The organism is Acidobacteriota bacterium (assembly GCA_016703965.1).
Lineage (GTDB): Bacteria > Acidobacteriota > Blastocatellia > Pyrinomonadales > Pyrinomonadaceae > OLB17.
Window position 1 is genome coordinate 22599 of record JADJBB010000002.1, and the last position, 13271, is coordinate 35869.

Annotated in this window: 11 protein-coding genes; 4 read left to right on the plus strand and 7 right to left on the minus strand. The window is 53.5% G+C overall.

Features of this window, described 5'->3' with window-relative positions; genetic code table 11:
* Positions 1-47: 47 nt before the first annotated feature.
* The 3 genes from IPG22_00220 to IPG22_00230 form a co-directional block, all read right to left on the minus strand.
* The gene (locus IPG22_00220) at positions 48-659 is read right to left on the minus strand and encodes a hypothetical protein (protein ID MBK6586733.1); all 612 of its coding nucleotides are present in this window, start codon (positions 657-659) and stop codon (positions 48-50) included.
* Between the two features lie 61 nt (positions 660-720).
* A complete protein-coding gene (locus tag IPG22_00225) occupies positions 721-1428 on the minus strand; it encodes a hypothetical protein (GenBank protein MBK6586734.1) in 708 nt (235 codons plus the stop codon).
* A 79-nt stretch (positions 1429-1507) separates the two neighbouring features.
* Positions 1508-2206, minus strand: a complete 699-nt coding sequence (locus IPG22_00230; GenBank protein ID MBK6586735.1) for a hypothetical protein — start codon at positions 2204-2206, stop codon at positions 1508-1510.
* Positions 2207-2580: 374 nt separating this feature from the next.
* On the opposite strand from IPG22_00230, the gene IPG22_00235 reads away from it, so the two are divergent.
* Together IPG22_00235 and recR are read left to right on the plus strand one after the other, a co-directional pair.
* On the plus strand, positions 2581-2886 hold the full coding sequence (locus IPG22_00235; protein ID MBK6586736.1) for a YbaB/EbfC family nucleoid-associated protein: 306 nt from the start codon (positions 2581-2583) through the stop codon (positions 2884-2886).
* An 89-nt stretch (positions 2887-2975) separates the two neighbouring features.
* Positions 2976-3590 carry a recombination protein RecR gene (recR, locus tag IPG22_00240; protein MBK6586737.1) on the plus strand — a complete coding sequence of 205 codons (615 nt, stop codon included), beginning with the start codon at positions 2976-2978 and terminating at the stop codon, positions 3588-3590.
* Positions 3591-3753: 163 nt separating this feature from the next.
* On the opposite strand, the gene IPG22_00245 is transcribed toward recR, so the two are convergent.
* The 4 genes from IPG22_00245 to IPG22_00260 all read right to left on the minus strand — a co-directional run bounded on the left by IPG22_00245 (position 3754) and on the right by IPG22_00260 (position 9639).
* Positions 3754-4368, minus strand: a complete 615-nt coding sequence (locus IPG22_00245; GenBank protein MBK6586738.1) for a phosphoribosyltransferase — start codon at positions 4366-4368, stop codon at positions 3754-3756.
* Between the two features lie 120 nt (positions 4369-4488).
* A complete protein-coding gene (locus IPG22_00250; GenBank protein MBK6586739.1) occupies positions 4489-4959 on the minus strand; it encodes an NUDIX hydrolase in 471 nt (156 codons plus the stop codon).
* An 84-nt stretch (positions 4960-5043) separates the two neighbouring features.
* Positions 5044-7215, minus strand: a complete 2172-nt coding sequence (locus IPG22_00255) for a M4 family metallopeptidase (GenBank protein ID MBK6586740.1) — start codon at positions 7213-7215, stop codon at positions 5044-5046.
* A gap of 252 nt (positions 7216-7467) precedes the next feature.
* On the minus strand, positions 7468-9639 hold the full coding sequence (locus IPG22_00260) for a PD40 domain-containing protein (protein ID MBK6586741.1): 2172 nt from the start codon (positions 9637-9639) through the stop codon (positions 7468-7470).
* A gap of 166 nt (positions 9640-9805) precedes the next feature.
* On the opposite strand from IPG22_00260, the gene IPG22_00265 reads away from it, so the two are divergent.
* Positions 9806-10003 carry a hypothetical protein gene (locus tag IPG22_00265; protein ID MBK6586742.1) on the plus strand — a complete coding sequence of 66 codons (198 nt, stop codon included), beginning with the start codon at positions 9806-9808 and terminating at the stop codon, positions 10001-10003.
* Entirely contained in the window at positions 9993-13262 is a 3270-nt protein-coding gene (locus IPG22_00270) for a tail fiber domain-containing protein (protein ID MBK6586743.1), read from the plus strand. The genes IPG22_00265 and IPG22_00270 overlap by 11 nt, the downstream gene beginning before the upstream one ends.
* The last annotated feature ends 9 nt before the right edge of the window (positions 13263-13271 follow it).

Consider the following 13271-nt stretch of genomic DNA (forward strand, 5'->3'; position numbering starts at 1 on the left):
AAGCAAAAATATAATCGATTTCATGATTGGTTGTGATGGGAACCAAGTTAACAGGGGACGGCCGGACCGGCTGAGATCGTGAAAGTGATAACAGCAGTCGTAGTCCCGGGAGCATAAAACTGCGGCGTAATAACAAGGATCGCGTCGAAGATATAACCGTCGTTCGTCGCGCGTGAGGCTCCGCCATTCGAGAGCCGCGGGCCGCTCAGTATTGTGGTACTTCCGACGATGTCACTAAGGTCCGACGGATATTGGGCCCGGCCGCTGGCGTTGATCGTAACTCCGCTCGACGGGTCGTTGTTAAATGGCGAATAAAATATGTGACTGCTCCGTGTGCAGACACGGGAATTTGAGCCCATCGCACGAAAATTGTTTACGCCGAAACCGATATCTGTTGTCTGTACAGCTTGCGGATTTGCGTTGGTCGAAGTCGTCAGCGAAGCCCTCACGCGGTACGGTTGGTTACTGCGGACAGCGATCGGGACGACAACTTTGACGATATTATTCGTATTCAGTGGTGAGACCTCGCCAAAATCGACAGTTACCGAGAGGTTATTTAGAACACTGGAACTGCCGGACACAGAGCCGCTCAAGGCCCCGGTTATGGTCGGGCTTCCGCCGCTTGAAATATCGAGGGCCTGAGCCGGTGCAAGGCTCACACCTCCGATCAACAAGAGGCAGAAAAGAACTAAAATACAGTAGGTATTCCCGTTCATTTTACTAAGGTGCTGTAACAGTAAATGTGGCGACGACGGTAGTCGTGCCGGTTTCGTAGAATTGGGGTTTGACGGCGAAGATCGCGGGAACGGTCAGGCCATTGGTGTTGGAACGCGGGACCGCGTTCATAATAAATGAGCCGCTTAGAGCTGTCGTTGATGCCGAAAAAGCACTTAGATTTGATCTGACAGCCGTGAAGTTATAGCGTCCCGTGGTTCCGTTGACCGAGCCGTTGGCAACGAGCGTCGGGTCACCGGCTGTCGCGTTCGTATCGGTTCCAGTTGTGTTTACGCCTACGCCGCTGCGGACGACGCTGCCTAGGCCGAAGCCAACGTCGGCCGCTGTTATCTCATTTGCTGTCGAACCGGAACTCGACACTGTCGCCGACAGCGAAAGTACGTAGGCCGCATTGCTGCGAAGCTTTAACGGCACACTCGCTGTAACAAAACTGTTGGTATTTGCGGGGCCAAGTTCGCCGAGGTTTACGACGGCAGCAAGCGGGTTGTTCACCGTGCCGTTCGTCGTAATACCGCCGCCTGAATTTCCGGTCAGGGTGATCGCTCCGCCTGAATTCAGCTCGACAAACTTTGAAACCGTCGCGCTCATACTCACGGTTCCCGTCGTGCTCTGGGACAATGCCGTCGACGCCAGGGCGACGAGCAACGCGAAGATCCCAACCAATATCGGGAAAGTTCCTTCTGATCCTTTCATTTTCTTCTCCAATAAAAGGCTGCGTACCGCCGCGGGGGGGCTGCGGCGGTACGCGCCGAAAAAGCCAAAATGGCTTAAGTTATGGTGCCGTGACGGTGAACGTCGCCGTTACCGTCGTAGTACCGACCTCATAGAACTGAGGCTTGACTGCGAAGATCGCCGGAACCGTCATTCCCTGCGTATTGCTTCGCGGTACGGCATTGAGAATGAAGGAACCATTCAGAGCGGTCGTTGCCGATGTGAATGCTCCGAGGTTTGAACGCGTGGTCGTGAACTCAAAACGGCCGCTGGTCGCGTTGATCGCTCCGTTGGCTGCAAGAGTTGGGTCGCCCGAGGTCGCATTCGTATCCGTGCCGGTCGTATTTACGCCGACACCCGCACGCGTGACCGCTCCGAGGCCGAAGCCGACGTCGGCAGCTCCGATCTTGTTAGCCGTCGATCCTGAACTTGCAACGGTAGCCGCAAGCGACATAACGTAAGCCGCATTGCTGCGAAGCTTTAGCGGTACGCTTGCTGTAACGAAGCTGGCTGTGTTGCTCGGGCCAAGTTCGCCAAGATTGACGACGACCGCGAGCGGGTTGTTGGCAGTGCCGTCAGTTGTGACGCCGCCGCCGGAATTGCCGCTCAATGTGACGGCGCCGCCGGAATTGATCTCGACAAATTTTGAGACCGTTCCGCTGAGATTGACCGTTCCCGTGGTGGTCTGCGCATTTGCTGCGATTACCACGAGACCGGTCACGAGGGCCGTTTTAGCGGCCATTATGATGGTTTTGAACATTTTCTACTCGTAACTCCTATAGGTTTGATATGCGAAAATACACGGATATCCTCCGGACAATTGATTCGTGTCCGCAAAAGAAACAGTCAACTGGTCATCTTGGTGATGAAAGATGCTGGCTGAACCTAAATGTTCCTTATTTCAATCGACTTTCGTGTGGGGATAGTCCGTGAAGAGACTGGCGCTTAAACTACTGCACCGGAAACAGACTATAAAAAAAACGCCATTATGTCAATCATTTTTGCTAAAGTTTTAACAATGTTAGCCGATATGAGAATATTTCTCTATTCAAGACAGCTCTTGAAAATGCGTTTACGCACTATGCGGTGCTATAATTGCGTAGACAAAATTTGTTGTTTTATTGAGGCGAAAATATGAAATTACCAGGTGGAATGGACCTCCAGGCGATGATGCAGCAGGCGCAGCAGATGCAGGAGCAGATGGGCCGTCAGATGAAGGAAATGGTTGTCGACGCGGCAGCGGGCGGCGGAGCCGTTTCCGTAAAAATGCGCGGCGATTTTGAAGTATTGTCACTAACGATCTCGCCCGATCTAGTAAAGGACGGTGACGTCGAGATGCTCCAGGACCTGACCGTCGCAGCTCTGAATGAAGCTCGCCGCAAGGTCGAAGAATCGCTAAAAGGAAAACTCGGCGGAATGCTTCCTCCAGGGTTAATGTAATGGAACGCCGGCATCTTACCGGCAATGATTTGCTTCATATTTGATCACAAGCCGCGGCGATGGCCGCCAAGACGGCGGCGTTCCAAAATATGCTCGATTATTCCGAACCCGTCGCTAAACTGATCGACGAATTCAAACGCCTGCCTGGCATTGGACATAAGTCAGCTCAACGGCTGGCTTTTTATATACTGCGCCGGCCACAGGCCGAGGTCGATCATTTTGCCGATTCGCTCCGCGAGGTCAAGCAAAAGATCGTTTTCTGTGCCAATTGCAACAATCTGACAGACGTCGATCCTTGTCTGTATTGTGCTAATCCGAAACGCGACCGTTCGATCGTGTGTATCGTTGAGGAACCGTATAATCTGGTCGCGGTAGAGAAGACCAGGTCATTTCGCGGGCTGTATCATGTTCTGCACGGTACGCTTTCGCCGATGCGCGGCATCGGGCCAGATGAACTCATGCTCGCCAACCTGCTTCCTCGGCTGCGGCCCGAAAATAACGAGGGAATCGAGATCAAAGAGATCATCGTCGCCACCAACCCGACAACCGAAGGCGAAGCGACCGCAAACTACATTGCCCGCCTTCTAAAACCGCTCGGCGTCCTGGTAACAAGGATCGCCATGGGAATGCCGGTCGGCTCCGACCTGGAATTTGTCGATGAAGTAACGATGGACCGAGCCCTCGCGAATCGCCACGCCATTTAAGAAGTAACCACGAAATAACACAAAAGAACACTAAATGTCGGAATACCGTTTCGTGCCTTTTAATCCCTCGCAAGTCGACAATTAGAAGTAATCAAAAAACACAAAAAAACACCACATGTGAGATACATTTGGTGTTCTTTCGTGTTCTTTCGTGGTTCCCGATCTAGAACCTAACCGTTTGTTCAACCGCATCGGATGCGCTGCGGGAGCCACGCCATTCATCTTCGTTATCGTAGAAATTCACATCAAAACTCAGCAGTGATCTCGCCGGGATACCGTCAAATTCGTCCGGGGCATCCTCAAATTTTGCGATCGTTCCGATGCCGATCACCTCACTACCGACCTCTTTAACGAGTTCGATAGTTTCTCTGATCGCTTTGCCCGAACGGTTGATGTCGTCGACGATTATCGCAGGATAGACCTCATAATCTGCCATGTACTGGCGGAATTGACGCTTGCCGCCTTCCATCTCGGCCCAGTAGATCTGATCTGCCCCGAGTGCCTCGCGAACACCGAATGCGACCATGATGCCGCCCGGGCTCGGGCTGATAACTGAAACTCTCGGCAGGCTTTTTGAGATCGAGTTCTCAGCGCGAAAAAGCCGGCTGAGACCAACCGAAAGAATGCGGGCATTATCGTAGTAGCGGAATGCCAGCGGCATCTGAAAATAATGCGATGCGTGCTTTCCGTTAGGGTAGACAAAGTGGCCTTTGCGATAGGCTCCGGTTTTCGTAAGGATTTCCATCACCGTCTCTGGCGGCGGTACGAGATTGACCATATTATTATTGCTCCTAATAAATTACTAAAATTATACAACGGCGAATGCAATTTGAAGAAGTGCGGAAGCTCGCACGTGCGCAAGCGCGGAAATATCAACGCCCCGTCCAAGATCCATTGCTTACCCGCGGGCGTCCTCATCATCGACACCCAGAGCTTTTCTCACCAGAAATTGCTGATCGAGGCTCATCTCCTTCGGAACGTTGTCTATGGAGAACCAGCCCAGCTCTATGATCTCGCGGCTCTGAACGCTCGCTTCGCCGACCGCTTCGGCCAGGAAGATGATCTCGATATGGCGTTTAAGCGTACGTGCCCGGTAGATCGTAACGTTTTTCAGGTCGAGGCCCGTTTCTTCTCTTATCTCACGACGAAAAGCGGCCTCGGGCTGCTCGCCGGCTTCCATAAAGCCGCCCGGAACGCCCCAACCGGACATCGGCCGCAATAGATGATTTAGCAGCAAAACCTCGCCCTTTTCATTTTTGATTACACCGGCGGCCGACACGGTAAATTTTACCTGAACGCTTCGAGCGACGAAGGTGCGCATCTTTCGCGGCATGATCTTCCAAATTTTACCGGCGATCTTGTAGAGCATTTCGTACGGAGAAGTTTACGCGAAATAAAAGAAAGGAACAGCCGAAGCCATTCCCTCTCATTTCATGTGAAGCCTGAATATGCTCTATTGCAGCGACACATCATCGACGCGGAACGTCGAGGTTATCGAGCTGTCCATCGTCGAGCGGAACTGGATCCGCACGGTCTGGCCCTTATAGGCAGCCAGGCTGAACGATTTCTGCGAGTAAACACCCTGTGTGGTCTTGTTCAGATTGCTGTACGTCGCAAGAGTCCTGAGCAATGAACCGCTAGTGTTCCGGACCTCGACAAAAAGTTTGTCATAGGCCTTCGTGGTCGTTGTTTCGCTCGAGGTGACATTAAGCCAGAACGACAGATTTCCGGTCGCGGTCGTCGGGATCGAGACCGTTTGATAAGCCTGCCCCGTGACGCTATTGTTCACGCCAAAGTAGACGTAGCCGGTGCCGCCGTGCGGCGAATTGCCGTTCGCTGTGTAGAAATAGCCGGTTCCCGAGCTAACCCACGGGCTCGCACTGACCTCAAAACCGCCGTTAACGATCAGGTCCGCTCCCGGTGTCGGAGTTGGCGAAGGAGTCGGCGTGATCGTCGGCGCCGGGGTCGGAGTTGGGGTTGGGGTTGGATTCGTGCTTGGGCACGTTCCGACGCCGACGGCACACCACCCGGTCGCGATGGTCGTATATTGAGAGCTCGATGCTCCAAATAGATCGGTTGCTGCACTAAGTGTTGCAGTTCTCGCTCCGGCAAAATTCGTACTCGCCGTCATGTAAACGGTCAGTGCACGGTAGAAGATCTTTGCCGCATCTGTTCCGCCAATGCCCGTTACCGTTACGCCGCTGACGCGGTTCGTGCCGCCGGCGGCCATCAGATAAAACGCATGGTTCTGAATACTTGAGTTAGTGTGAACACCGCACTGATCATTTGCGCTCGACGGGGTGCAGGTTCCCTGATACAAACGCAGGCTGTAATGGTCCGGATCACCGACAGCGTTCGGGTTGTCCATTCGCCGCAATGCGTCACCGGCCGTTCCGGGCGTGTAAGCATCTTCGCCGATCTTCCAAGTATCGCCGCTGACAACTCCGCCGTCAGCATAAAGCTCGACCATCGAGCCCATGATGTCTGACATCGATTCGTTCAGAGCACCGGATTCCTTGGAATATGTGAGGTTTGCAGATCGTTCTGTCACGCCATGTGTCATTTCATGGCCGCAGATGTCCAGGGTTGTGAGCGGCGTGAAGGTCGTACCGTTCCCGTCGCCGTAGGTCATCATATTCTGATACCAGAAGGCGTTGTTGTAATTGCTGCCAAAGTGTACACGCGATGCGACGATGCTGACGCCGTTTGCGGCGGCCGTCGTTGTGCCCGGGCCGTAGTTGCCATCGATGCCGTTGCGGCCGTGGACGGTCTGGTAATAATCGAAGGTCTTTGCCGCTCCGTAATGGGCATCGACGCCGGCACGTGCGTTCGTCGCCGTCCAGTTATCGTCAGCGTCGGTGTAGCGGGATTGTGTGCCGCCCGTACCAGTCGACGTGTTCCCCGTGTTGTTCATATTGAACGTCCCCTGGCGGCGGGTGGTGTCTTCCATGTAAAAATTAGCACCCGACTGGCTCGTGCTGATCGCAACGGTTCCGCTGTAAAGCGATGAGCCCGTACCGGTCTGCAGATTGTCGTACTGATCGACGACCTCGCCGGTGTGGGCGTCGATGAAAACTACCGGAGCCGACGTGTCGTTTGTTCCGTCGAGCCGCGGCGTTTCGATGCGGTAGGTCAGGTGGTCGCGATCTTCGCCGCGATAGATGTACATCTGCACGATCGACGGATCGGTCTGACGAGCACGCCCTTTATAATTGCCGGACGCCAGACGCTCGGCATCTTTTTCACCGAGATCGGGAGTAGTGCGGACCGAGATGCCGTCCTTCAGGTCGTCAGTTATCGACGAAACCGAGCCATCGGCCTTCAGATGCACGATCGCCTCGCCTTCCCAAACCGGGATCCCGTTTACCTTCTGCTGAACGCGGGTGTGAGCCATCCGCAGTTCGTCGATCTCGACGCGTTTTACGTCATATTCGTCAACACTCCCTATCGCCCGGTTTACCGCCCGGCCGCGGAGAACTTCAAGACTGATCTGTTTAGCAATTTCGAGTTCATCCTGCGAACCCGTCGAAAAGACGGCCCTGTTTGCCTCAGCTCGCTTTGACACGACGCCGAAGGCAATCAAGGCTGCAATAACTACTGCCAAAATGCCGAAAACTTTTTTCACTGATCTTTCTCCTCAGATTGTAATTAGTAAGCTCAAAAGCGAGGTGACGACCGCAGAGATCGAAGGGGAAATCTCCATAGTCACCAGTTAGTATGTCTGCTTCTTGCCGTTATAGAACAACAGCGGTGTACCGGAAATACGCGACGAATTTTAGCACTAGTCTGTGTTCTGTCAAAGGAAGAGCGGCAATGAACGGCAGATTTTCACCAATGAAATGCAGATAACCGTTTTTCTGGGGAGTTAATTCATTGGTTATCTCGAAATGAGGACGACATCCGGCCGCTGTTCGGTGTAGGAGATCGCGAGTTTTTTTCCATCTCGCGAGAAAGCCAGCGATTGAACCTCACCTCTGCCAACGTCACTTATCAGCTTTGATCCGCTGCCGTCCAAAGGCATTACCAGCAGATCGATGCGGTCGCCCTCGTAGAATATTTGCCCGATCGCAGATCCGTCTGCCAGCCATTGCATCTGGCGTTCGGTGACCGGCTTTGGAAAGCTTAGTTTATTCAGAGGGGTTCCATCGTCGGTAGAAATAATGCCGACTTTCCAGAGGCCGTCAACGGTCTGATCCATGAAGTAGTAGGCAACCTTCGAGCCGTCCGGCGAGACGGTCGGCTTAACGCCGGATGTCTGGGTGAGCTGCTTGCGGCTGCCGCCGTCGATCGCCATTCTCCAAAGTGTAACTGTCTTATTATTCAAACCTTTCTGGAATATCACCGATCTCCCGTCAGGCGTAAAATTTGGATTGACGTCTTCGGGGCCATCAGTCAGAAGTCTGATATTTCTACCATCCGCATCCGCGAGTTTGAGCAGGTGCTTTCCGTTCTCGCTGGAACAGAAAACCATCGAGCCATCAACCGAAGAAACCGACAGGCCAAATGTAATATTGGCATTCGCCGTCAACTGTTTTGCGTTCGATCCGTCAGCGTCCATCTTCCATATCTCACGCTTTCCGGTTGCACTCGAGCCGAAAAGAATTGATCCGTCCGGTGCGAACGCGACCTGATTGATCTCACCTGATTCGGCTCTCACAGCACGGCCCGAGGCCGTCGCGTCCGCAAAATTCAGATCGTTGACGGAAATATGCGATGAAGAATTTCGCTGTACCGTAAGGATCTTGCCGCCCGTACTCGCGAGCCACGAATAGTTGCTCAGATCATTCGTAATTTGCCTCACCTCGCCGCTGGAGCGGGAGACCGTCCACACCTGGCCGATCCATGGGTCGATGGTATAGCCGATGAATGCGAGCGTATCACTGTCGATCCAGGCAAGATGTTCGATCACGTCCCAGCGGCGGTCGGTCGCGTACTTTTCAGTCTTGTTTTCAGGATCTGCAAGGATAATACCGCATTTGACGCTATCCGTACTCTGCTCAACCGCGGCAGCAATGACTGAGCCATCAGGCGACCACGCGACCGGGTTTGCATTGAAATTGGGGAACGAACGCCTGCCGTCCGTTGCTCTTCGGATCACTTTTTTGTCAGTACCGTTGGCGTTCGATGTCAGGAGCTGTGTTTCGTTCATCGACGAACGCGATTCTGTGTAGGCGATCTTCTCTCCGTCCGGCGAAAAGCTGACCGCCGCGCCGGATGTCACCCCGTCGATCACTTTATGATCACCGCCCAGCAATGGCATTTGCCAAACCTGCGGGTCAGGCAGTTCAGGTGAAAAGGTCGTTGCGTAGATCGATCTTCCGTCCGGCGTCACGGTGAGCCCGACATAGCGGATCGGTTTTGGGGCCACGATCTGCTGCTGGCTGCCGGATGCGATCTGCCGGAGCCAGAGACTTTCGCCTCCAGCTTCCTTACGGGCGAAAACCGTATAATTGCCGTCCGGTGTGATCGTTGCCGACGTTATGTCGCCGCTGGTAGTCAGTTTCGCGAGCTTGTAATTGTCAGTTCCGGCGTTCGCAGTTTGCCGCCAGTAAACAAATCCCAGCGTCGAGAGCAGTAGCAGGCCGACGGTCGCCGTGGCGGCTATCGCTTTTAACGCGGTCGAACTGACACCACGGCTGGCCCGTTCCGTCTCGGTTGCCGTTCGGGATTCGTGTTCCTCGATAGTTATCCGAGAAAAGCTGCGCTGTTCGATTATCAGCTCTTCCGGCACGCCGGTTTGAGAAACCTCGGCAACGAACTTATAACCCTTGCCCGGAATGGTGGCAATGAATTGCCCCGGGCCAAAAACCTTTCGCAATGCCGATATCTGGACCGTAAGATTGTTTTCCTCGACGAACTGCTCAGGCCAAACGCAGTCCAACAGCTCTTGTTTGGTGATCAGTCGGCCGTGATTTTCGACGAGGTGCTGAAGGAGGTCAATGGTTTTGGATTTCAGGGCAACCGGTTCTCCGTCCCGTTTTAGAACCCGTTTGGCGCAGTCTAATTCGAAATTTTCGAACCTGAATTTGCCATCCGCAGGTGATTCCATAGCCGTTAGGAAAAATTAGGAAAGTTTAACCTTAAATTAAGGATTCCGAGCCCCGAGCAGAACAATAATGGGCGTACTGAAAAACCGTAATGCGATCGCTGTCTCCGAGGCAATATTAGAAAGCGCAGAATATCAGATTCGAGACGAGTGGACAATAAAAAAATCTATGGGACCGAAACGTATTGAGACGCTCGTCAGGCGGAGCGAGATAACTATCGAGACAATGACCGTCACACGAATACGCCGTGTTGCGACCAATTCCGTGAATGTCGACTTTTCAACCGAAGCGATAAGTGAACTTGTGCCCGAAACCAATGAGCCCCCGATCCGGCTGAATACCAAAGGAACTACGTATGAAAAATAGACGGCTTTTATTTTTGACGATCATTTTATTAGCTTTGGCCTTGAATGCCAGCGGCCAGACGACCGAATTTACTTATCAGGGAAGCCTTAAGGATGGAGCAAATCTCGCCAGCGGAAACTACGACATGGAGTTTGCCATCTTTGACGCGGAAAGCGGCGGAACGCAGATCGGATCGTCGCAAACACGTTTGAATGTCGGCGTTTCCGCCGGGATATTCTCGGTCAAACTCGATTTTGGGGCGATCTTTCCGGGCCCCGACCGCTTCCTCGAGATCAGAGTTCGGAACGGCGGCGGAGCATTTACGACGCTAAGTCCGCGGCAGCGAATCGGAAGTTCACCCTATGCCGTTAAAAGCCTAACAGCCGAATCCGCGGTTAGTGCGACGACGGCAACGTCCGCGACGAGTGCGACGACTGCCGGCAGTTTTACGGGGAATTTGGCTGGTGACGTCACCGGAACGCAGTCCGCCACCACGGTTGCCCGTCTGCAGGGCAAAAATGTTGCAAACACCAACCCGGCCACTGGCCAGGTCCTTAAATACAACGGAACTACCAGCCAGTGGGAACCAGCCACGGACGAAACCGCGAGCGGCAGCGGCGGTGGAACAATAACAGGCGTTACTGCTGGAACCGGGCTCGCGGGCGGCGGCAATTCCGGAAATGTCGCCTTAAGCATCGCCAACGGCGGCGTCGGCACGGCCCAACTTGCCGATAGCAACGTCACCGATCCCAAAATATTCTCGGTGAGCGCCACCAAAATAATCGGGGCGGTCGCAAATTCCCAACAATTGGGCGGCATCGCTGCCAATCAGTACGTGCAGACCAATGACTCGCGATTGACCGATGCACGGCCGCCGACGCCTGGCAGTCCAAATTATATTCAAAATACGAACGGCCAACAGCCGTCCAGTAATTTTAATATTTCCGGGATCGGTACAGCGAATACGTTCAATGCTGTATCCCAATTCAACATCGGCGGACTTCGCGTCTTTTCCGTGGCGGGCACCAATAATGTCTTTGCCGGTACGGGAACGGGCGGAAATAACACGGGTTTTGAAAATTCGTTTTTTGGCTATTTCGCCGGGAATGCCAATACGGGCGGAACAAATAACACGTTCACGGGGGCAAACGCCGGTCTATCGAATACGAGTGGAGCTCAGAATACATTTCTCGGATCTTCGGCCGGACGCCTCAATACCGTCGGCCAAAGCAATACATTTGTGGGAACGGTCGCCGGTCAGAGTAACGTCACTGGTGGTAATAACTCTTTTTTCGGTAACGCTGCCGGTGCGGCAAATACTAGCAGTAATAATTCATTTTTCGGAGCCTTCGCCGGTAGTAGTAATGCGGGCGGACAGGGGAATTCCTACTTTGGGACAAACGCGGGCGACGCGAGCACGGAAGGTGACAATAACGCGTTCTTTGGCTTTAGTTCAGGATTCCGAAACACGATCGGGAATCGGAATTCATTTTTTGGCAAGGGCGCCGGATTTGAGAATTTGAATGGAGACAGCAACGCTTTTTTTGGCGCCGATGCCGGAAACAAGAATACCTCCGCCGATTCAAATTCATTTTTTGGAACCTCCGCCGGCATCAACACAACAACTGGTGGATCTAATCTCTTTGCAGGCTCAAACGCCGGGAATCAAAACACGACCGGGGCCAGCAATACATTCGTTGGTGGTTTTGCGGGCCAGGGAAACAACGGCGGATCGAATAATACTCTAGTTGGACGCTCGGCGAACGTCGGCTCCGACAACCTTAGCTTCGCATCGGCGTTCGGTTCCAATGCAGTGGTCAGCACCAGCAATACCGTTGTGTTAGGCCGCAATCTCGACACCGTGCAGATACCTGGAAATCTGACCGTCGCCGGCACATTCACTGGGCCCGTTGCGGCTGGCAGCGCCAATTACGTTCAGAATACGACCGTCCAGCAGGCTTCAACCAATTTCAATGTCTCGGGAAACGGTACGGCCGGCGGCACATTGTCGGCGAATAATGTTAATGCCTCGAACCAATTCAATCTTGGAGGTTTTCACATACTAAGCCGCCCCGGTACTGGCAATCTCTTTGCCGGGCTTCAGGCCGGACAGTCGAATACGGGTACCCAAAACTCCTTTTTCGGCCATCTTTCCGGTAGTCAAAACAGCAGCGGAGTTCTGAATGCCTTTTTTGGGTACCTTTCCGGTCAAAACACTACGACGGGCAGCAGCAACGCTTTTTTTGGTGCGGATGCGGGGAAGGCTAACGTCAGCGGCGCGGGAAACTCTTTCTTTGGACGAGCCGCCGGTCAGGATAATATCACCGGAGATTACAATTCCTTTTTTGGCTTTTCCGCCGGCCCCGCCAGTGTTGTCGGCACGGGGAACGCGTTTATTGGCTACCAATCGGGCCAGGGGAGCACCGCCGGCGATGAAAATGCATTTGTCGGCTACCGCAGCGGCTTTAACAACACGCTCGGCGACAACAACACACTGATCGGGTCGAATGCGGACGTTACGTCAGGCAATCTGTCATTTGCTGCAGCGATCGGTTCCGGCGCGACCGTCAGTTCAAGCAATACGATCGCTCTAGGACGCAGCGGTGGGCAGGATACCGTTCGCATACCCGGCGATCTATTTGTTCTGAATGGGACGGATGCCGAGCCCGGCTCGGGCGGCTACATTATTTCGGGGCTCACCAGTTCGACAAACATTGTCATCGACAATAACGAGATCATGGCCCGCAACAATGGGGCAACCGCCACACTTGCCTTAAATGCCGACGGCGGAAATGTTCACCTGATACAGGGCGGAACTGGAAATGTCGGCATCGGCACAACCGCACCGGATCAAAAACTCACAGTCAACGGCAATGCATCAAAAACCGGCGGAACGAGTTGGGCCGTTTTTTCGGATGAGCGGCTGAAGAACATAAAGGGTCAATTCTCACTTGGGCTCGACGTTATTAAGCGACTCCAGCCGATCAGATTCGAATACCGGGCGGACAACCCGTTGGGCCTCGCTGCTGCCGGCGAACAGATCGGCTTTAGTGCGCAGGAAGTGCAAAAGATACTTCCCGAGGCAGTAACCACGAGCCGCGATGGCTATTTGCAGCTCAACGTCGACCCGATCCTGTGGACAATGCTCAACGGGATCAAGGAGCACGAGTCTGAGATGGAAAAGCTGCGAAACCAGGTTCGTGAGCAAAATGCACTGATCGATGCTCTCAAAAAAGCCCTGTGTGAAATGAATCCATCATCGGAGATCTGTAAAAAGTAAGAAACAAGG